We start from the raw sequence: 18516 nt of genomic DNA on the forward strand, positions 1-18516 counted from the left end.
AAGGGAGCTGACTCAATCTCATGTCGCGCTTCCGCGAATTCAAGATGCCGGACGTCGGCGAGGGCCTGACCGAGGCAGAAATCCTCAAGTGGTTCGTCGCTCCAGGCGACGAGGTGCACGACGGCATGGTCGTGTGCGAGGTCGAGACGGCGAAGGCGGCTGTGGAGCTGCCGATCCCGTTCGATGGTGTGGTGAGCGAGCTGCACTTCCCGGAGGGGGAGACGGTGGACGTGGGCACGTCCATCATTGCCGTGGACACGCAGCCCGGTGCGGCGGGCGGTGAGCAGCCGGGTGAGGCCGCTGCTCCGGCCGCCGCCGAGGCCGAGCCCGAGGAGGGCGAGGGCGGCGCCAAGCGCGAGCCGGTGCTGGTGGGCTACGGCGTCGCCCAGGGCTCGACGAAGCGTCGGCCGCGCAAGGCGGCGGAGGCTGCCGACGGGCAGGCCGCCGCGGCGATCCAGGCGGAGGTGAACGGCGCCGCAACGCCACCCGCCGAAACCACTCCGGGGGCAGGCGTCCCGCTGGGCGGGACGGGTGGGCCCGGGACGTTTCCGGCGGCCGCCGACGCGAATGGCACCGCGCCTGCTCCGGCGGGCAGCGCCGCTGTCACCGGCGACCGCCCACTGGCGAAGCCACCCGTACGCAAGCTCGCGAAGGACCTCGGCGTCGACCTGACGCAGATCGTCCCGACCGGCGAGGGCGGCATCATCACCCGCGACGACGTGCACGCGGCCGCCGCCCCGGCACCCGCGCCCGCACAGGCGGCAGCGGCAGCCGCACCGGCCCCGGCGACGCAGGCGCAGCCCATTGCCGCAGGCGCTCGCGAAACCCGGATCCCGATCAAGGGCGTCCGCAAGGCCACCGCCAACGCAATGGTGACCAGCGCCTTCACCGCCCCCCACGTCACCGAGTTCGTGACGGCCGACGTCACCCGCACCATGAAGCTCGTCCAGGACCTCAAGCAGGACCCGGACATGGCAGGCCTGCGGGTGAACCCGCTGCTGCTCGTCATGAAGGCATTCCTGGTGGCCATCCGCCGCCACCCGGAGGTCAACTCCGCCTGGGACGAGGCAAACCAGGAGATCGTCCAGAAGCACTACGTGAACCTGGGCATCGCCGCGGCCACCCCGCGGGGGCTGATCGTCCCGAACATCAAGGACGCCGACGCCATGACGCTGCCGGAGCTGGCGGCAGCACTGGGCGACCTGGTCGGCACGGCCCGCGACGGCAAGACCACCCCCGAGGCGATGCAGAACGGCACGGTGACGATCACCAACGTCGGCGTCTTCGGCGTCGACACGGGCACGCCGATCCTCAACCCGGGCGAGTCCGCGATCCTGGCCTTCGGCCAGGTGAAGCTCCAGCCCTGGGTCCACAAGGGCAAGGTCAAGCCCCGCCATGTGACGACGCTGGCGCTCAGCTTCGACCACCGCCTGGTGGACGGCGAACTGGGCTCGAAGGTGCTGGCCGACATCGCCGGGGTGCTGGAGCACCCGAAGCGGCTGATCACCTGGACGTAAACACGGAGGTCCGGGGGCCACACAGCCCCCGGACCACGTGACTCAGTCCCGCTGCGCCCCCTCGGGCAGCTTCCGCAGCTTCATCGTCTCCGCAGAGTCCGACCCGAAGCCGTAGTCGAGCAGCTTCGCCGCGTCCGTATAGCGGGCCTCGTCATTGAGGATGACCCCCGCCAGCGTCCGCTCGCCCCGCTTCGCCGCGAAGACGAGGCAGCGCCCAGCCGCCGTCCCCGTCCCGGTCTTGATCCCGATCGCGCCGTTGTACGAGCCGAGCAGCTGGTTCGTGTTGTGCCAGGTGTAGACGCGCCAGGTGCCGTCCGGCTTGAGGGCGTTCCGCTTGGTCGTGGTCGTCTTGACCACCTTCATGAAGGTGGCGTCCGCCAGCGCGTGCCGGGCGACCTTCGTGAGGTCCTTCGGCGTCGTGTAGTGGTCGCCGGCGACCGATATGCCGTCGAAGGAGTCGAACTTCGTGTTCGTCATCCCCAGCTCCGCGGCCTTCTTGTTCATCTTCGAGATGAACGACTTCGTCCGCGCCGAGACCGTGGACCCGCTGCCGTACGTGTCCGCCAGCGCCATCGCCGCATCGCAGCCCGACGGCAGCAGCGTGGCGTAGAGGAGCTGCCGCACGGTCACCGTGTCGCCGGTGCGCAGGTTGGCGGTGCTGGCGCCCTCCCGGGTCACGTAATCCCGATAGGCCTGCTTGATCTTGACCTTGCGGTCCAGGTCGAGGCCCGGGGTGTCGAGGACCACGGCCGTCGTCATCACCTTGGTGGTGGAGGCCATCTGCCGCCGGGTGCTGTCCGCCTTGCCGAAGACCTTCGCGCCGCTGCCGGTGTCCATCAGGTACGCGCCCTTGGCGGCGACGGTCGGCGCCTCGGGGGCGGCCTCGGCGGACGAGGTCGTCACGTACCCGGCGACGACCGCACCGGCCGCGAGGGAGGCGGCCGTGACTCTCCGGCCTCTGGTCCGGGATCTAGCCCGTTTTCCCGTGCTTCGCATAGAAATCAGCACTCCGAACTGACAATCGCTGGCAGGCGAGGCATCACCCTAGGGCCGCGATCGCCCGGCACGGAAGGCGTCCACATCGCGGACCCGCTCTCCCCACGCATACCTGTTGTATCTAAGCTGTGCGCATGCCTGCCCCCGCCCCTGCCCCGATCAAGAGACCCCCGGCCGCCGAGCGCGTCTACGCGCACGTCAAGGAGGCGGTCCTGGACCGCCGTTACGAGGGCGGGATGCTGCTCACCGAGGGCGAGCTCGCCGAGGCGGTCGGCGTCAGCCGCACGCCCGTGCGCGAGGCGCTGCTGCGTCTTGAGGCCGAGGGGCTGCTGCGGCTCTACCCGAAGAAGGGCGCCCTGGTCCTCCCCGTCTCCGCGCAGGAGATCGCCGACGTCGTCGAGACCCGCCTCCTCGTCGAGGAGCACGCCACCCGCAAGGTCATGCCCGCCCCCGCCGCCCTCCTCGTACGCCTCGAAGAGCTGCTCGCCGAGCTGGAGGCGCACGTTGCGGCCGGGGACCTCACCGAGGCCGTGAAGTCCGACCGCTGCTTCCACGCCGCGATCGTCCGGCACGCCGGCAATGACATCCTGGTCCGCCTCTACGACCAGCTCCGCGACCGCCAGCTGCGCATGGGCGTCGCGATCGCGCAGTCCGACCCGGGCCGGATGGAGATCACCATCCGCGAGCACGCCGAGATCCTCACCGCACTGCGCGCCGGGGACGCCGAGGCGGCCGTCGCCACCGTGCACCACCACGTCGCGGGCGTCCGCAGCCTGCTGCGCGGTGAGTCGCGATGACCGCTATATCCGAGGCCCCCGCCCGTCCCGGCGACCCACCCGGCGGCCGCAAGGCCATCCTCGTGTGGGGCCTGGGCGTCGCCGTCTACTTCGTCGCCGTCACGTACCGCACCAGCCTCGGCGTCGCCGGCATCGACGCCCAGCAGCGCTTCGAGATCGGCGCCTCCGCGCTGTCCGCCTTCTCGATCCTGCAGCTGCTGGTCTATGCGGGCATGCAGATACCCGTCGGCCTCCTCGTCGACCGGCTCGGCACCCGCAAGGTGCTGTCGATCGGCATCGTGCTCTACACCCTCGGCCAGTTCGGCTTCGCGCTCTCCGAGTCGTACGGGACGGCGCTCGCCTCGCGCGCGCTGCTCGGCTGCGGTGACGCGATGACGTTCATCAGCGTGCTGCGGCTCGGCTCCCGCTGGTTCCCCGCCAAGCGCGGCCCGCTGGTCGCGCAGGCCGCGGGCCTGATCGGGATGGCGGGCAACCTCGTCTCCACCCTCGTCCTCGCCCGCGTGCTGCAGGTCTTCGGCTGGACGCCGACCTTCGCGGGCAGCGCGATGGCGGGCGCGCTGATGCTGGTCCTGGTGGTGCTTTTCCTGCGCGACCACCCGAAGGGGTACGAGCCCAAGCCCGACCCGACCGTCCCCGCGGGCCGCGGGTTCGTTCGCCGGCAGATCGCCGCGACGTGGCGGGAGCCTGGCACCAAGCTGGGGTTCTGGGTGCACTTCACCACCCAGTTCCCCGCCATGGTCTTCCTGCTGCTGTGGGGGCTGCCGTTCCTCGTCGAGGCGCAGGGCATGACGCGCGCGGCCGCGGGCGAGATGCTCACCCTCGTCGTGCTCGCCAACATGGCGGTCGGCCTGGTCTACGGCCAGACCATCGCCCGCCACCACGCCGCCCGCGCCCCGCTGGCCCTCGGCACCGTCGGCGCCACCGCGCTCGCCTGGGGCGCGGTGCTGTCCTGGCCGGGGCAGGCGCCGCACTGGCTGCTGATCGTGCTGTGCGTCGTGCTGGGCGCCTGCGGCCCGGCCTCGATGATCGGCTTCGACTACGCCCGGCCGGCCAACCCGCCCGAGCGCCTCGGCACCGCCTCCGGCATCGTCAACATGGGCGGCTTCACCGCCTCGATGACCACGCTGCTCGCCGTCGGCATCCTCCTCGACGCCACCGGCGACAACTACCGGATCGCCTTCGCCACCATCTTTGTGCTGGAGGCGGTCGGGGTCAGCGCGATCCTGCGCCTTCGCGGTCGCGCCCAACGCCGAGAGCGCGAGCGGCTCGTCGCCAGCCGGGTCGAGACGGTTCACGTTCCGGCGTGAGCGGCACCCCGTCCTCGTCGTGGCCCAGCTGCTCCGGCAGCTCGTCGTAGTCGAGCGCGTCCAGCGCCGGGGTCTGCGAGGCGAGCTCGGGGACGTAGTCGTCGAACTCCCCGGTGCCGCCGTTGAGCAGCGACCCGAGGCCCAGGATCGGGGCCACGCCCGGGTGCTCGGCCACATGCACCGGCAGGTGCGCGGCCTCCCGCAGCATCGCCTCCAGGCCGGGCATCGCCGCATTGCCGCCGGCGAGCATCACGCCGCGCTCGCCGACGTCGGCGACCAGGTCCGGCGGGCAGCGCCGCAGCACCGTACGGATGCCGTCGAAGACCGCGACCATCGGCGTCCGGGCCGCCCGCTCGGCCTCCACCGGGTCTGCGGTGACCGAGCGGTGCAGGCCGGTGATCACGTCGCGGCCGTGGATCTCGGCCGTACGCTGCCCGGTGGCGACCGCGGTGCTGAGCAGCTCGTGCACGGCCCGCACCTTCGTGGTGGGAAGGAAGAGGCCGTGGTGGGTGCGGAAGTACTCCACCAGCGCCCGGTCGACGGCCTCGCCGCCGACGGGGATCTTCTCGGCGGCCACGACATTGCCCAGCGACAACACCGCGACCTGCGTCATCGCCGCCCCGCAGACGGCGATCAGCGCGCCCTCGGCCTCCGCCACCGGCAGGCCGCAGCCGACCGCGCCCGCGATGAGGGTGTCCACAAGCAGTACGCGCCGGGCACCCACCCCCGCCAGGGTGTCGATCATCGCGCGCTGGGCGAGCGGCTCGGCGTCGTGCGGCACGCAGGCGGCGGCGCGCAGCGAGGGGTTGAAGCGCCAGGCCCGCCGGATCCGGTCGTCGACCAGATAGCGGAGCATGCGCTGGGCCATCTCGATGTCATTGATCCCGGCGGCGCCCACCGGGCGCACCACCCGGATGTGCGCGGGCGTGCGGCCCATCATCCGCTGGGCCTCGGCGCCCACGGCGAGCAGGGCGCCGGTGGCCCGGTTGATCGCGGCGTAGCTGGGCTCGTCGACCACAAGCCCTGAGCCCTTGATGTAGATACGGGTCCGGGCGGCGCCCATGTCGACGGCGACCGTGCATCGGCTGAGTTGTTCCAGGCTGATCGTCACACGCTCAGCGTTGGCCGCGAGCGGCTCCGCCGCACGGTGGGCGCTGCCGGGTGGATGAACGCGCGGGCCAGACGGGTGACGACACGTCAGTGAGTGTCGGCTGACGTGCCGTCAGGGATGTTACGGGCCTACGGCGTGACCACGAAGTGGCGCAGCACCGCCGCCGCGAGATCGTGGTCCCCCTCGATCTTCACCTGCTCCGCGACCGCCTCCGGCGTGGTCCGGCCCGTGGCCAGCCGCAGATACGTCTCCCAGTCCGTGGACAGCGTCACGGCCGGCCCAAGCGAGACGCTGCCGTCGACGGTGCCGCGGCCGTCCTTGTCGACCCGGACCGTGCGCATGAAGTCCACCGCGCCGGTCACGTCCACGACCACCACCGTGTCCGGCGGCGCCCCGGCATCCTTGGCGACCACCTTCGCCAGCCGCTCCACCAGCAGGTCGCGGGCGACGAGGGCGCCCGCCGAGTCCAGGTTGCCCGGCTTGCCGAGCGCCCGGCGCAGGTCCTGCTCGTGCACCCACACGTCGAAGGCGCGGTCGCGCAGATAGCTCTCGAGCGTGACCTCCCGGCCCAGCGGCCCGCGCACCTTGTCCTCCGGGCCGCGGGACTCATTGCGCAGCTGCCGCCCGCGGCGGATCAGCACGTACTCCAGCTCGGAGGTCATCTCGGGCGGGGTGTGGTGGCGCCGTATGTCGACCTGCACCTCCATGTACCGCTGCCACTCGGTCTTGACGTGGTAGAGGTCCACGGGGAGCGTGTGGATCGGGCGCGGGTCGCCGAGACCCTCGCACTCCATGCCGATGACATGGGAGACGACGTCTTTGACCGACCAGCCGGTCAGCCCGCTGGCTCTGTGCCACTCGCCGTCTGCGAGCGGGGACACGAGTTCGGATATCGCCGCGGTGGCGTGGGTCCAGGCATCGACGTACGGCTGCAGGGAAGGTTGGACGGTCACGGAACCCCTCGGGCAATCGATCTCGGGCTGCACAGTGTTCGCGGGTTGCACAGATGGGTCTAAGTTACGCTGCGCCCGGGCAGCCCGGCAGTGCTTTCGGGTGACGATTCCGGGTCCGTACGGCGGACCTTGACGGCAGGACGGTGATAGTGTGCGCGCCTCGCTCATCCAGATCGGTGTGGACCCGGACGAATCCCCCAACTCGCGCCGAGCGCGGGCGGCTTCACTGGTACGGGCCCAGGCGGGCGCGGACCTCGTGGTGCTGCCCGAGCTGTGGCCGATGGGCGCCTTCGCGTACGACCTCTTCGCGCCGGAAGCGGAATCCGTCGACGGGCCGACGGCCGCGGCGATGTCGGCGGCGGCGCGGGACGCCGGCGTGTGGCTGCACGCGGGCTCGATCGTCGAGCGGACTTCGGACGGCGACCTCTACAACACCTCCCTGGTCTTCACGCCCGGCGGCGAACTGGCGGCCACGTACCGCAAGATCCACCGCTTCGGCTTCGCGAAGGGCGAGGCGGAGCTGATGGAGGCGGGCTCGGCGCCGGTGACGGTGGCGGCGCTGGACACGACGCTGGGCCTGGCCACCTGCTACGACCTCCGCTTCCCGGAGCTCTTCCGGCTGCTGGTGGACGCGGGCGCCCAGGTCCTGGTCCTCCCGGCCGGCTGGCCGGAGAAGCGCCGCGCGCACTGGACGGTGCTGGCGCAGGCGCGGGCGATCGAGTCGCAGGCGTACGTCCTGGCCTGCGGCACGGCGGGCAGTCACGCCGGGGTCCCGCAGGCGGGCCACAGCATGATCATCGCGCCGGACGGGGTGGTGCTGGCGGCGGCCGAGGACTCCGAGGAGCAGGTCATCACGGCCGACCTGGACCTGGCCTCGGTGGCGAAGTACCGCGAGTCCTTCCCCGCGCTGCGGGACCGTCGCCTGTAAACCATTGGCCACCGGCCGCCGCGGCTCGCTACAAACGACAGCATGCTGCGCAAATACCCGCGCACCCCGCACCTGTCCGGCTCCCGGCTGCAGCCCGGCGACGAGGACCTGTCGGCGGTGCCCTTCGCCGAGATCGCCGGCCGCCATGTGGTGGTGGAGGAGAAGCTGGACGGCGCCAATGCCGCGATCAGCTTCACCGCCGCGGGCGAGCTGCGGCTGCAGTCGCGCGGCCACTATCTGGCCGGCGGGCCGCGGGAGAAGCAGTTCGCGCAGCTCAAGGCGTGGGCGGCGGTGGTGCGGGAGCCGCTGTGGGAGCGGCTCGGGGACCGGTATGTGCTGTACGGCGAGTGGCTCTACGCCAAGCACACCGTCTTCTACGACGCGCTGCCGCACTACTTCTGCGAGTTCGACGTCCTTGACCGGATAGATGACAGCTTCCTGTCGACGCCCGCCAGGCGTGAGCTGCTGGCGGGGGCGCCGGTGACGTCGGTGCCGGTGCTGTACGAGGGCGAGGTGAAGCGGCCGGAGGAGATCACGGACCTCGTCGGCCCGTCCACGGCCCGTACCCCCGACTGGCGGTCGTCGCTGGCCGCCGCCGCCCGCGAGGCCGGGCTCGACCCGGAGCAGGTGGCCGCGGAGACCGATCGCGCGGACGAGATGGAGGGCCTCTACCTGAAGATCGAGGAGGACGGCCTGACGACGGGCCGGCTGAAGTGGGTCCGGGCCTCCTTCCTCACCTCGATCCTCGACGCGGGCACCCACTGGCACGACCGCCCCATCCTGCCGAACCGGCTCGCGGACCCGGCGGTGATGTATGGAGGCCTTTGACCGGCTGTGCCCCGACGCCCCCGGCTGGGAGGTCCGCTGGCACACGATCGCCGCCGCCTTCCCCTGGATCGGCCGCCTCGAAGGCGTACCGCAGGACGCCGTGCACCACGCCGAGGGCGACGTCGCCGTACACACGCGGATGGCCGCCGAGGTGCTGGCGTCGCTCCCGGAGTGGCGGGCCCGCCCGCGCGCCGACCGCGTACGCCTCTTCGCCGCCGTGCTGCTGCACGACGCCGCCAAGCCCTATTGCACCCGCACCGAGGAGGACGGCCGCATCACCGCCCACGGCCACTCCCGCCGCGGCGACCTGCTCGCCCGCCGGCTGCTGTGGGAGGCGGGCGCGCCGGTGGCGTGGCGCGAGCATGTGGCCGCGCTGGTACGCCACCACCAGGTCCCGTTCTGGGGCCTGGAGCGGCCGCGCGACGACCTGCGCCGGATCGCGTACCGGGCCAGCCTGCTGGCCAGCAACGAGGATCTGGCGATCCTCGCGACGGCCGACATCCTGGGGCGGGTGTGCGGGGACGCCGACGAGGTGCTGGAGAACATCGCGCTGTACCGCGAATTCTGCGCCGAGGAGGCGTGCCTGGAAGCCCCGCGCGCCTTCCCCTCCGACCACGCGCGCTTCACCTTCTTCCGTACGCCGGGGCGGGACCCGGACTATGCGGCGTACGACGACACCCGCGCGACCGTCACGGTGCTCTCGGGCCTCCCCGGCGTCGGCAAGGACCACTGGATCGCGGAACACCGCCCGGGGGTGCCGGTGGTCAGCCTCGACGCGCTGCGTACGGAGCTGGGCGTGGCCCCGACCGGCAACCAGGGCCGGGTGATCGCGGCGGCGCAGGAGGCCGCCCGTCGCCTTCTCCGCGCCGGAGAGCCCTTCGTCTGGAACGCCACCAACATCAGCCGCGACCTGCGCCGGCAGTGCACGGGACTGATCGCGGACTACCGCGGGCGGGTCGAGCTGATCGCGCTGGAAGCCCCGCCCGACCAGCTCCGCGCCCGTAACGCCGCCCGCCGCGAGCCGGTCCCGGCCGCCGCGGTGGAGCGCATGCTGCGCCGCTGGGAGGCCCCGGATCCGACCGAGGGGCACGAGGTGCGCTGGCTGGACACCGCCGGCTGAGCTCATATCCCCGGGCTCGCGCCCGCTCGCTCCTTCTCCACCATCCGGTCCACGCAGATGGCGATGGCGATCAGCAGCGCCGCGTCGGCGTCGGCGCGGCGGACATCGACGGCGTACACATCCCGCAGCCGGCGGTAGCGCGTCCAGCGGCGCGAGATGCGGGCGAGGCGCTCGCCCCCGTACTCGATGTCGTACTCCTTGTTCAAGATGCTGCCGACGACATCGACCACCTCGCCGGTCACCAGCTTCGCGTAGAACCGCTCACGCAGCAGTGTTATTCGTTTCTTCTTCACGGTGCACAGCAGCTGGCCGTCCCGCTCGATGGTCATGGCGGGACGAAGGCTGGCCAGCCGCTGCTTGACGAGGGCGGCCACGGTTCCGTCCGGGTCCTGCAACTCCAGGGTGTCGCGCAGCCGCGCGATCTTTCCGTCGACGTGGAACGCCTTCTCGCCGTATTCGTCCTCGACCCAGGAGTCATGTCCGATGTCGAGGAGCCGTTCACGTACGAGGTACTTCACGCAGATGAGTCTTATCCGGGAAGCGAAGCCTCGCACCGTATGAGCCGCCGTGGGTGGCACCCGGTGCCGGAAGCAGGCGTTTTGTATGCGATGTGGACGGGCTTACAGCCCGTCCTCGGTCATCCCGTGCACCGCCGGGATGGTGCCGAGCCGGCCCTTCTGGAAGTCGTCGAAGGCCTGCTGCAGCTCCTGCCGCGTGTTCATCACGAACGGCCCGTAGTGCGCCATCGGCTCCCGGATCGGCTGCCCGCCGAGGAGGACGACCTCCAGGTCGGGGGTGTTCGCGTCCTGCACGGTGTCCGCCCGTACGGTCAGCGAGGAGCCCGCGCCGAAGACCGCGGTCTGGCCGGTGTGCACCGGCCGCCGGTCGGCGCCGACCGCGCCGCGTCCGGCGAGGACGTACGCGAGGCCGTTGAAGTCCTCCCGCCACGGCAGCGTGATCTCCGCGCCCGGCGCGAGGGTGGCGTGCACCATCGTGATCGGGGTGTGGGTGCTGCCGGGCCCGGCATGCCCGTCGAGCTCGCCGGCGATGACGCGCAGCAGCGCGCCGCCGTCCGGGGAGGTGAGCAGCTGGACGCTGCCGCCGCGGATGTCCTGATAGCGCGGGGCCATCATCTTGTCCTTGGCCGGGAGGTTCACCCACAGCTGCAGGCCGTGGAAGAGGCCGCCGGAGGCGACGAGGTGCTCGGGCGGCGCCTCGATGTGCAGCAGGCCCGCGCCCGCGGTCATCCACTGGGTGTCGCCGTTGGTGATCGTGCCGCCGCCGCCGTTGGAGTCCTGGTGGTCGAAGATCCCGTCGATGATGTACGTGACGGTCTCGAAGCCGCGGTGCGGGTGCCAGGGGGTGCCCTTCGGCTCGCCTGGTGCGTACTCCACCTCGCCCATCTGATCCATCATGATGAACGGGTCGAGGTGCTGGTAGTTGATCCCGGCGAAGGCCCGGCGCACGGGGAAGCCCTCACCCTCGAAGCCGCTGGGGGCGGTGGTCACCGCCAGCACGGGGCGGGCCGTCGCGTCCGCGGGGGCGGCGACGCGGGGCAGGGTCAGGGGGTTCTCGACGGTTACGGCAGGCATGACGACTGGCCTCCTCGGGTAGTTCAACTCTCAAGTTAGTTGAACTCTCAACGGGAGGCAAGCCGGGAACATTCCCGCAGGTCGCCGGCTTGGGTCAGCCGTACATCCGCCGCATCGCGAAGTCGACCATCTCCTCGACCGCCTTCGCGTCCACCACCATGCGGTGCTCGCCCTCTATGTCGAGCACGAAGCCGTACCCGGTCGGCAGGAGGTCGATGACCTCGGCGCCGGTCACCGTGAAGTACTTCGACTCCTTGCCCGCGTAACTGCGGAGCTCCTTCAGCGAGCTGAAGAGGGGGATCACGGGCTGCTGGGTGTTGTGCAGCGCGAGGAAGCCGGGGTTGTCGCCGCGGGGGCAGTAGATCTTCGACGTGGCGAAGATCTGCTGGAAGTCCTCCGAGCTCAGCGCGCCCGTGGTGAAGCCGCGCACGGCCTCGGCGAGCGAGGGCGGCGAGGGCTCGGGGTAGGCGGGCGGCTCCTGGTAGCCGGCGTACTGCCCCTGATTCTGGTCGTAGCCGTACATGCCCTAGAGGGTAACGAGTCCCACAGGCGCGGATGGACGCCTTAGGGTTGCGTTTTATTACTGGCGGGTAGCATGATGATGAGCGCCAATCGTTCAAGAGTCGCAGTCCCTGCCTGATATTCGGAGCTGTTGTATGGGCCACTACAAGTCGAATCTCCGGGACATCGAGTTCAACCTCTTCGAAGTGCTGGGCCGCGACGAGCTGTACGGCACCGGTCCCTTCGCGGAGATGGACGTCGAGACCGCCAAGAGCGTCCTCGCGGAGATCGCCCGCCTCGCGGAGAACGACCTCGCCGCGTCGTACACGGACGCCGACCGCAACCCACCGGTCTTCGACCCCGAGACCAACACCGCCCCGGTGCCGGCGAGCTTCAAGAAGAGCTACAAGGCGTACATGGACGCCGAGTGGTGGCGCCTGGGCATCCCGGAGGCCATCGGCGGCACCGTCGCCCCCTCGACCCTGATCTGGTCGTACGCGGAGATGGTGCTCGGCTCGAACCCGGCCGTCTGGATGTACGCCTCGGGCCCGGCCTTCGCCGGGGTGCTGCACAACGAGGGCACCGAGGAGCAGCAGAAGATCGCGAAGATCATGACGGACCGCACCTGGGGCTCCACCATGGTGCTGACCGAGCCGGACGCCGGCTCCGACGTGGGCGCGGGCCGCACGAAGGCGACCCAGCAGGAGGACGGCTCCTGGCACATCGAGGGCGTCAAGCGCTTCATCACCTCCGGCGAGCACGACCTGGAGGAGAACATCATCCACTTCGTGCTGGCGCGCCCCGAGGGTGCGGGCCCGGGCACGAAGGGGCTGTCGCTCTTCATCGTCCCGAAGTACGACTTCGACTGGGAGACCGGCGAGCTCGGCGAGCGCAACGGCGCCTACGCCACCAATGTCGAGCACAAGATGGGCCTGAAGGCCTCCAACACGTGCGAGATGACCTTCGGCGACGGCGGCCGCCCGGCGAAGGGCTGGCTGCTGGGCGAGAAGCACGACGGCATCCGGCAGATGTTCAAGATCATTGAGTTCGCGCGGATGATGGTCGGCACGAAGGCGATCGCGACGCTGTCGACCGGTTACCTGAACGCCCTCGAGTACGCCAAGGAGCGGGTGCAGGGCCCGGACCTGGCGCAGTTCACCGACAAGGCCGCGCCGCGGGTGAGCATCACCCACCACCCGGACGTGCGCCGCTCGCTGATGACGCAGAAGGCGTACGCGGAGGGCATGCGGGCGCTGGTGCTGTACACCGCCTCCGTACAGGACTCGATCCAGGTCAAGGAGGCCGCGGGCGAGGACGCCGGGGCCGAGCACGCGCTGAACGACCTGCTGCTGCCGATCGTGAAGGGCTACGGCTCGGAGAAGTCGTACGAGCAGCTGGCGCAGTCGCTGCAGACCTTCGGCGGCTCCGGCTACCTGCAGGAATACCCGATCGAGCAGTACATCCGCGACGCCAAGATCGACACGCTCTACGAGGGCACCACGGCGATCCAGGGGCAGGACTACTTCTTCCGGAAGATCGTCCGTAACCAGGGGCAGGCGCTGACCTCGCTGAGCGAGGAGATCAAGAAGTTCCTGGCCCAGGAGACCGGCGGCGACCAGCTGGCGGACGCCCGCGGCGAGCTGGCGAAGGCGGCGACGGAGCTGGAGGCGATCGTCGGCACGATGCTCGCCGACCTCGCCGCCACCGAGCAGGACGTGAAGTCCATCTACAAGGTGGGCCTCAACACGACGCGGCTGCTGCTCGCCTCCGGCGACGTCGTCATCGGCTACCTGCTGCTGCGCGGCGCCGCGGTGGCCGCGGAGAAGCTGCCTTCGGCCCCGGCAAAGGACGTGTCCTTCTACCAGGGCAAGCTCGCGGCGGCGAAGTTCTTCGCGGCGAACGTGCTGCCCGCCGTCGCGATCGAGCGCGCCGCGGCCGAGAACATCGACCAGTCCCTGATGGAGCTGGACGAGGCCGCCTTCTGATGGCCTGCTGACCTCGTCCGGCGAACGCTGACACCCCCAGTGGCCCGGGGGTGGGGCCCGGCACCGCTCCTCTGTGCGGCGGTGTCGGGCCCTTGGCGTGATTACGGGACGGTGCGGAAGTGGGTGGTCAGGCGGCGGTCGTCGTCGATGACGTGGAAGGCGAGGGCGGGCGGCAGGTCGCGGGTGACGGGGTGGTCGTCGCCCTGCCAGGCGAGGTTGAGCGTGGTGTGCACGCCCGGGGCGATGAGGAGCGGGCGGCCGGCGAAAGTCGTGGCTGCCGGGGTGTGGGCATGGCCGACGAGTGTGGCCAGGACCTGCGGGCGGTCCGCGATGAGCGCCTCGAGCTCCTTGCCGTTCTGCAGCATGATCCCGTCGATGTAGGGGTGGTGCAGCCGCACTGGCGGGTGGTGGAAGGCGAGCAGGGCCGGGGTGCCGGGGGCGAGGGAGTCGAGGGCGTCCGTGATCCAGGCGAGGGTCTCGGGCGCGAGGCGGCCTTCGCCCCGGTTGGGGATGCTGGAGTCGCAGGCGAGGAGGGCGAGGCCGCGGAGGTGGTGGAGGGCGTTGACCGGGGCGTCGGTCGCGATGGCGGCGCCTGCGCCTTCGCCGTCGCTCTCGCCCCCGCTCTCGCCCCCGCCCTCGTCGAGGAGGACCTTGCGGTACGGGGCGCGGGCGTCGTGATTGCCCGGCGTCATGATGACGGGCTGCTCGGGCCCGGTCGCGGCGAAGATCCGGGCGGCCTCCTCGTACTCGGCCGGCTCCGCGTTATGGGCGATGTCGCCGGTGACGAGGATCGCGTCGGGCTGCTGCGGCAGCGAGCGGACGTAGTCCATCACGCGGGTGGCGCGCTCACTCGCCCGCTCGGTGCCGTCGATGTGCGGATCGCTGATGTGTGCCAGCAGATGCATTGAAGCTCTACCTCTTCCTGCCTGAGTCCTGGCGTGTTCCTGCTGGACTCGTGGCGTGTTCCTGCCCGCCTCCTGGCGTGGACCCTAGCCACCCGGCCCCGCGACCGCCGGACGGGCCCCTGTTTATGCTGATTCCATGAGCTCTACGCCGCCCCGGTTCGACCGCCGCCACACCGACGACCTCCTCTCCTTCCTCGCCGAGAGCCCCTCGCCGTACCACGCCGCGGCGACCGCCGCCGAGCGCCTGGAGAAGGCCGGCTTCCGGCAGGTCGCGGAGGAGGACGCCTGGGCAGGCGACACCGGCGGCAAGTACGTGCTGCGCGGCGGCGCGCTCGTCGCCTGGTACGTGCCGGAGGGCGCCCGCCCCGAGACCCCGTACCGGGTGATCGGCGCGCACACCGACTCGCCGAACCTCCGGGTCAAGCCCGTGCCGGACACGGGCGCGGCCGGGTGGCGGCAGGTCGCCGTGGAGATCTACGGCGGGCCGCTGCTGAACAGCTGGCTGGACCGCGACCTCGGACTGAGCGGGCGGCTCACCCTCCGGGACGGCACCACCCGGCTGGTCAACGTGGACCGGCCGCTGCTGCGCGTGCCGCAGCTCGCCATCCACCTGGACCGGCAGGTGAACGCCGAGGGCGTCAAGCTCGACAAGCAGCGGCACATGACGCCGGTCTGGGGCCTCGGTGACGTCCGCGAGGGCGATCTCATCTCCTTCCTCGAGCAGGAGGCGGGCCTGCCCGCCGGCGAGGTCGCCGGCTGGGACCTGATGGTGCACAGCGTCGAGCCGCCGGCCTACCTCGGCCGCGACCGGGAGCTGCTCGCCGGCCCGCGCCTCGACAACCTGCTGTCCGTGCACGCGGGCGCGGCCGCGCTCGCCGCCGTGGCCGCGCAGGGCGGCCCCGCCGACGCCGCCGCGATCCCGGTGCTCGCCGCCTTCGACCACGAGGAGAACGGCAGCGAGTCCGACACCGGCGCCCAGGGCCCGCTGCTTGGCAATGTGCTGGAGCGTTCGCTCTTCGCCCGCGGCGGCTCGTACGAGGACAAGGCCCGCGCCTTCGCCGGCACGGTCTGCTTCTCCTCGGACATGGGCCACGCCGTGCACCCCAACTACGGCGAGCGGCATGAGCCCGGCCACCACCCGGTGCCTAACGGCGGCCCGATCCTGAAGGTGAACGTCAACCAGCGCTACGCCACCGACGGCCGCGGCCGCGCCCTCTTCGCGGCGGCCTGCGAGCGCGCCGGAGTGCCCTGGCAGACCTTCGTCTCCAACAACTCCATCCCGTGCGGCACCACCATCGGCCCGATCACCTCGGCCCGCTACGGCATCACCACCGTGGACATCGGCATCGCGGCCCTGTCCATGCACAGCGCGCGCGAGCTGTGCGGCGCCGAAGACCCGCACCTGCTGGCGAGCGCACTCGCGGGCTTCCTGGCGGGCTGAGGCCGCACGTCCCGCCCTGCCCACCGACCCGTCAGGACGCGTCGTCGTACTGGCGCATCACCACCTGCGTGTCCAGGTCCAGGCTGTTCTGCCCGGCTGCGGAGGGGAGTTGCAGCACGCGGTCGAGCGCCCGGCCCAGGGGGCCGCAGTCGCTGGTGCGCGGGGCGGTGAAGCGGGTGTCCTCGGCGCCGAAGCCGACGATCAGCGGGTCCTTGGATATGACGTGGGTGGGGTCGGTATCGGTGAGAGTCAGATGCACCGCGGCCGCGTCCGTGCCGATCGAGCAGCCCGCCGGCAGCCCGGGGCCCGCCAGCGTGAACTTCAGGTCGAGCTCTCCTCTGCGCTCGTCGTTCGACTGGAAGTCGGAATAGCCCGCGTAGCGCGGGGTGATGGTCCACGGTGTGCCGCCGATGCGTATCGGCGCGGCCTTCATCGCGCCGAAGACCTGGGCGAATTCGCCGTTCACCCGGCCCTCCGCGAAGGTGATCGCCATGGGGCGGTCGATGTCCTCGGCTATGCCGCCGATCTCGATCCGTCCGGTCGCCTTCATCGCCTCACAGCGCCAGGTGCCCGGATCGGCGTCCGCGGGCAGATCCTCGGGCGCCGGGCACGCGGCGAAGCTGAAGCCCGGCGGGGCGTCGGGCTGCGTGGCGGCGGATGCGGCCTGAGCCGCAGGCGTAGGCGCCGCGGCCATCGACAAGCCTGCAAGCAGGGCCGCGGCGGCGGCACTTGAGCCCACCCGCTTCATCGTCTTCTGCATCTTCTGCATCGTCGTCTTCGTCATGCCTCGAATCATTGCAGAGATTTCTCTGCAGAGAAACCCCTGCAGACAAATCTCTGTGATTGGGGTACGCTCGTCGGCATGGATGAAGTACGGCGCACCGTCAGCAGTCCCGAGGCCCTCAAGGCCCTGGGCCATCCCCTGCGCCTGCGCATCCTGCGCCAGCTCGCCACACACGGGCCCGCGACGTCCACGACCCTCTCCGCCGTCCTCGGCGAGAACACCGGGACGCTCAGCTATCACCTGCGGATGCTGGAGCGGGCCGGCCTGATCGAGGACGTGCCGGAGCGGACGGGCGGGCGCGAGCGCTGGTGGCGGGGGGTGCGCGGGCTGGACATCCGACGGCCCGCGGAGGAGGACCTGAGTCCGGCGGAGCGGGCGGTGGCCGTCGAGCTGGACCAGCTGCGGCTGGACGAAGACGTCGAGCTGGCACGGCGGTTCACCGCGGGGCAGCGCGATTCCGAGGGCTGGATGCGTGGTTCGCGGAGCCTGAGTCATCTCACCAAGCAGGAGCTCGGGGAGTTCCACGACGCGTACTTGGAGCTGCTCGCCCGCTATGCCCGCGGACCGGAGGAGGCCCCGCCCGGCTCAAAGCCGGTGCTGCTGCGGTGGTTCGGGCTGCCGGCGGAGCCGGACGCGAAGGAAGGAGAGGAAGAGGAAGGCGAGGTCAGGGAGGAAGGCAAGGTCATGGGGGGCGAGAGCTGAGAATGACGCACACATGGGATTCCGAAGCCGTGGGGGTGCTGCGGCTGCCCTCCGGGCTGCTGCTGCGGGGGCGTGGGCTGCGTAACCCCATACCGGAGGGCCCGGCGCCCGACTTCGGCCTCTACTTGCTCGGCGAGCAACCGCCCCACGTCGACTGGGAGTCGCGTTGGCTGCGATGGCCGGACTTCCGGCTGCCTGCTGACCGGGTCGAGGCGGCCGAGGCGTTTCGCGAGATAGCGAAGCGGGCTGCCGCGGAGCGTGTCGAGGTCGCCTGCGGGGGCGGCCGCGGCCGTACGGGCACGGCGCTGGCCTGCATCGCCGTACTCGACGGGGTGCCGGCGGCGGAGGCGGTGGCGTACGTCCGCGAGCACTATGACCGGCGCGCGGTCGAGACCCCCTGGCAGCGACGCTACGTGCGCCGCTTCGCGGCCTGATCAGCTGCGGCTTCCGGCCTGCGCCGACACCGGCCCACGGCCTGCGCCGACACCGCCGCACTCCGTTCCCGAGCCGTGAAACCACGGTGAGACCGCCCTGAAAGCGGCGGCCCGCAAGCTCTGTTCCAGAACGAAGACGCCGCGAGCCTCACCCGGAGGCCGCGACAGACACAGGGAGCAGATCACCATGGCGCTCAACCTCACCGCCCAGGACCAGCAGACCGTCAGGACCGCCGCCTACGGAGCCGTGTCGCTGCTGTCCGCCGCCTCAGCCACCAACTCGCCGCACAAGGTCGCCACTGCCGGGAGCGTTGCGCTCAACTCCGCTACCGGCCCGATCGGTCACGTACTCGCGGCGAAGAGCAGCGACATCAAGCTTCCCGGCAAGACCGTCGCCGAGATCGCCGATTACGTACTGCCGGCGCTGACCGACGCGGCGAGCCTGCTCAAGCAGCAGGACCCGGCGGCAGCGGAGAACTTCCGCGGCATCGTCGCCGTCGCCGTCGAGGAAGCCGTCAAGGCCGGCAAGCGCGCGCCCGGCCCCGCCGTGGCCGCGATGGCCAACAAGATCACCGCAGCTCTCGACGCCGCGTGAGGGCCGACGGCGGGCTGGAC

At 71.2% G+C, this 18516-nt stretch carries 18 protein-coding genes and 1 pseudogene; 11 read left to right on the forward strand and 8 right to left on the reverse strand.

Annotated elements, in window-relative coordinates; all coding sequences use genetic code 11:
• Window positions 1–20 precede the first annotated feature (20 nt).
• The gene (locus tag ACNNMR_RS23420) at window positions 21–1517 is read left to right on the forward strand and encodes a dihydrolipoamide acetyltransferase family protein (RefSeq protein WP_419996637.1); all 1497 of its coding nucleotides are present in this window, start codon (window positions 21–23) and stop codon (window positions 1515–1517) included.
• A 42-nt stretch (window positions 1518–1559) separates the two neighbouring features.
• On the opposite strand, the gene ACNNMR_RS23425 is transcribed toward ACNNMR_RS23420, so the two are convergent.
• On the reverse strand, window positions 1560–2513 hold the full coding sequence (locus ACNNMR_RS23425) for a D-alanyl-D-alanine carboxypeptidase family protein (protein ID WP_419996638.1): 954 nt from the start codon (window positions 2511–2513) through the stop codon (window positions 1560–1562).
• A 134-nt stretch (window positions 2514–2647) separates the two neighbouring features.
• On the opposite strand from ACNNMR_RS23425, the gene ACNNMR_RS23430 reads away from it, so the two are divergent.
• Both ACNNMR_RS23430 and ACNNMR_RS23435 read left to right on the forward strand, forming a co-directional pair.
• Window positions 2648–3310, forward strand: a complete 663-nt coding sequence (locus ACNNMR_RS23430) for a GntR family transcriptional regulator (protein ID WP_419996639.1) — start codon at window positions 2648–2650, stop codon at window positions 3308–3310.
• Window positions 3307–4617 (forward strand): MFS transporter, encoded by a 1311-nt coding sequence (locus ACNNMR_RS23435; protein WP_419996640.1) that lies wholly within the window; start codon window positions 3307–3309, stop codon window positions 4615–4617. The genes ACNNMR_RS23430 and ACNNMR_RS23435 overlap by 4 nt, the downstream gene beginning before the upstream one ends.
• Window positions 4618–4735: 118 nt before the next feature.
• On the opposite strand, the pseudogene ACNNMR_RS23440 reads toward ACNNMR_RS23435, so the two are convergent.
• Window positions 4736–5728, reverse strand: a pseudogene (locus tag ACNNMR_RS23440) (rod shape-determining protein); the annotation flags it as partial.
• A gap of 128 nt (window positions 5729–5856) precedes the next feature.
• Window positions 5857–6681 carry a maleylpyruvate isomerase family mycothiol-dependent enzyme gene (locus ACNNMR_RS23445; RefSeq protein ID WP_419996641.1) on the reverse strand — a complete coding sequence of 275 codons (825 nt, stop codon included), beginning with the start codon at window positions 6679–6681 and terminating at the stop codon, window positions 5857–5859.
• Window positions 6682–6832: 151 nt separating this feature from the next.
• On the opposite strand from ACNNMR_RS23445, the gene ACNNMR_RS23450 reads away from it, so the two are divergent.
• From ACNNMR_RS23450 to ACNNMR_RS23460, 3 genes are read left to right on the forward strand one after another with little or no spacing between them, the layout of a single operon-like run.
• Complete coding sequence (locus ACNNMR_RS23450; RefSeq protein WP_419996642.1) at window positions 6833–7609, forward strand: carbon-nitrogen family hydrolase; 777 nt, start codon at window positions 6833–6835, stop codon at window positions 7607–7609.
• A gap of 42 nt (window positions 7610–7651) precedes the next feature.
• Window positions 7652–8437: an RNA ligase family protein gene (locus ACNNMR_RS23455; RefSeq protein WP_419996643.1), complete on the forward strand. Its 786-nt coding sequence runs from the start codon at window positions 7652–7654 to the stop codon at window positions 8435–8437.
• Complete coding sequence (locus ACNNMR_RS23460) at window positions 8424–9557, forward strand: AAA family ATPase (RefSeq protein WP_419996644.1); 1134 nt, start codon at window positions 8424–8426, stop codon at window positions 9555–9557. Before ACNNMR_RS23455 ends, ACNNMR_RS23460 begins: the two co-directional genes overlap by 14 nt.
• Before the next feature lie 2 nt (window positions 9558–9559).
• Here the strand turns inward: ACNNMR_RS23460 and ACNNMR_RS23465 are convergent, their stop codons facing one another.
• The 3 genes from ACNNMR_RS23465 to ACNNMR_RS23475 all read right to left on the reverse strand — a co-directional run bounded on the left by ACNNMR_RS23465 (window position 9560) and on the right by ACNNMR_RS23475 (window position 11672).
• A complete protein-coding gene (locus ACNNMR_RS23465) occupies window positions 9560–10075 on the reverse strand; it encodes an LURP-one-related/scramblase family protein (RefSeq protein ID WP_419996645.1) in 516 nt (171 codons plus the stop codon).
• A 102-nt stretch (window positions 10076–10177) separates the two neighbouring features.
• Window positions 10178–11149 carry a pirin family protein gene (locus ACNNMR_RS23470; protein ID WP_419996646.1) on the reverse strand — a complete coding sequence of 324 codons (972 nt, stop codon included), beginning with the start codon at window positions 11147–11149 and terminating at the stop codon, window positions 10178–10180.
• A gap of 94 nt (window positions 11150–11243) precedes the next feature.
• Entirely contained in the window at window positions 11244–11672 is a 429-nt protein-coding gene (locus tag ACNNMR_RS23475) for an SseB family protein (protein WP_419996647.1), read from the reverse strand.
• Window positions 11673–11805: 133 nt separating this feature from the next.
• On the opposite strand from ACNNMR_RS23475, the gene ACNNMR_RS23480 reads away from it, so the two are divergent.
• A complete protein-coding gene (locus ACNNMR_RS23480) occupies window positions 11806–13635 on the forward strand; it encodes an acyl-CoA dehydrogenase (RefSeq protein ID WP_419996648.1) in 1830 nt (609 codons plus the stop codon).
• A gap of 101 nt (window positions 13636–13736) precedes the next feature.
• On the opposite strand, the gene ACNNMR_RS23485 is transcribed toward ACNNMR_RS23480, so the two are convergent.
• Window positions 13737–14540: a metallophosphoesterase gene (locus ACNNMR_RS23485; RefSeq protein ID WP_419996649.1), complete on the reverse strand. Its 804-nt coding sequence runs from the start codon at window positions 14538–14540 to the stop codon at window positions 13737–13739.
• 136 nt (window positions 14541–14676) lie between these two features.
• On the opposite strand from ACNNMR_RS23485, the gene ACNNMR_RS23490 reads away from it, so the two are divergent.
• Entirely contained in the window at window positions 14677–15981 is a 1305-nt protein-coding gene (locus ACNNMR_RS23490) for a M18 family aminopeptidase (RefSeq protein WP_419996650.1), read from the forward strand.
• 31 nt (window positions 15982–16012) lie between these two features.
• Here the strand turns inward: ACNNMR_RS23490 and ACNNMR_RS23495 are convergent, their stop codons facing one another.
• A complete protein-coding gene (locus tag ACNNMR_RS23495) occupies window positions 16013–16765 on the reverse strand; it encodes a hypothetical protein (protein WP_419996651.1) in 753 nt (250 codons plus the stop codon).
• 78 nt (window positions 16766–16843) lie between these two features.
• Here ACNNMR_RS23495 and ACNNMR_RS23500 point away from each other — a divergent pair, with 78 nt between their 5' ends.
• From ACNNMR_RS23500 to ACNNMR_RS23510, 3 genes are all read left to right on the forward strand, one after another.
• The gene (locus tag ACNNMR_RS23500; protein WP_419996652.1) at window positions 16844–17467 is read left to right on the forward strand and encodes an ArsR/SmtB family transcription factor; all 624 of its coding nucleotides are present in this window, start codon (window positions 16844–16846) and stop codon (window positions 17465–17467) included.
• Window positions 17468–17469: 2 nt separating this feature from the next.
• Window positions 17470–17901, forward strand: a complete 432-nt coding sequence (locus ACNNMR_RS23505) for a protein-tyrosine phosphatase family protein (protein ID WP_419996653.1) — start codon at window positions 17470–17472, stop codon at window positions 17899–17901.
• Between the two features lie 187 nt (window positions 17902–18088).
• Window positions 18089–18496, forward strand: coding sequence for a hypothetical protein (locus tag ACNNMR_RS23510; protein WP_419996654.1), 408 nt, complete (start codon window positions 18089–18091; stop codon window positions 18494–18496).
• The last annotated feature ends 20 nt before the right edge of the window (window positions 18497–18516 follow it).

The sequence above is a fragment of the Streptomyces boninensis genome, from assembly GCF_048572725.1.
GTDB lineage: Bacteria > Actinomycetota > Actinomycetes > Streptomycetales > Streptomycetaceae > Streptomyces > Streptomyces boninensis.

Bases quoted from the DNA above. Each gene is read 5' to 3' on its own strand.
- ACNNMR_RS23420 (WP_419996637.1), top strand. From the start codon at position 21: ATGTCGCGCTTCCGCGAATTCAAGATGCCGGACGTCGGCGAGGGCCTG.
- ACNNMR_RS23470 (WP_419996646.1), bottom strand. From the start codon at position 11,149: ATGCCTGCCGTAACCGTCGAGAACCCCCTGACCCTGCCCCGCGTCGCC.
- ACNNMR_RS23455 (WP_419996643.1), top strand. From the start codon at position 7,652: ATGCTGCGCAAATACCCGCGCACCCCGCACCTGTCCGGCTCCCGGCTG.
- ACNNMR_RS23460 (WP_419996644.1), top strand. From the start codon at position 8,424: ATGGAGGCCTTTGACCGGCTGTGCCCCGACGCCCCCGGCTGGGAGGTC.
- ACNNMR_RS23500 (WP_419996652.1), top strand. From the start codon at position 16,844: ATGGATGAAGTACGGCGCACCGTCAGCAGTCCCGAGGCCCTCAAGGCC.
- ACNNMR_RS23430 (WP_419996639.1), top strand. From the start codon at position 2,648: ATGCCTGCCCCCGCCCCTGCCCCGATCAAGAGACCCCCGGCCGCCGAG.
- ACNNMR_RS23480 (WP_419996648.1), top strand. From the start codon at position 11,806: ATGGGCCACTACAAGTCGAATCTCCGGGACATCGAGTTCAACCTCTTC.
- ACNNMR_RS23490 (WP_419996650.1), top strand. From the start codon at position 14,677: ATGAGCTCTACGCCGCCCCGGTTCGACCGCCGCCACACCGACGACCTC.
- ACNNMR_RS23495 (WP_419996651.1), bottom strand. From the start codon at position 16,765: ATGACGAAGACGACGATGCAGAAGATGCAGAAGACGATGAAGCGGGTG.
- ACNNMR_RS23475 (WP_419996647.1), bottom strand. From the start codon at position 11,672: ATGTACGGCTACGACCAGAATCAGGGGCAGTACGCCGGCTACCAGGAG.
- ACNNMR_RS23485 (WP_419996649.1), bottom strand. From the start codon at position 14,540: ATGCATCTGCTGGCACACATCAGCGATCCGCACATCGACGGCACCGAG.
- ACNNMR_RS23425 (WP_419996638.1), bottom strand. From the start codon at position 2,513: ATGCGAAGCACGGGAAAACGGGCTAGATCCCGGACCAGAGGCCGGAGA.
- ACNNMR_RS23510 (WP_419996654.1), top strand. From the start codon at position 18,089: ATGGCGCTCAACCTCACCGCCCAGGACCAGCAGACCGTCAGGACCGCC.
- ACNNMR_RS23435 (WP_419996640.1), top strand. From the start codon at position 3,307: ATGACCGCTATATCCGAGGCCCCCGCCCGTCCCGGCGACCCACCCGGC.
- ACNNMR_RS23505 (WP_419996653.1), top strand. From the start codon at position 17,470: ATGACGCACACATGGGATTCCGAAGCCGTGGGGGTGCTGCGGCTGCCC.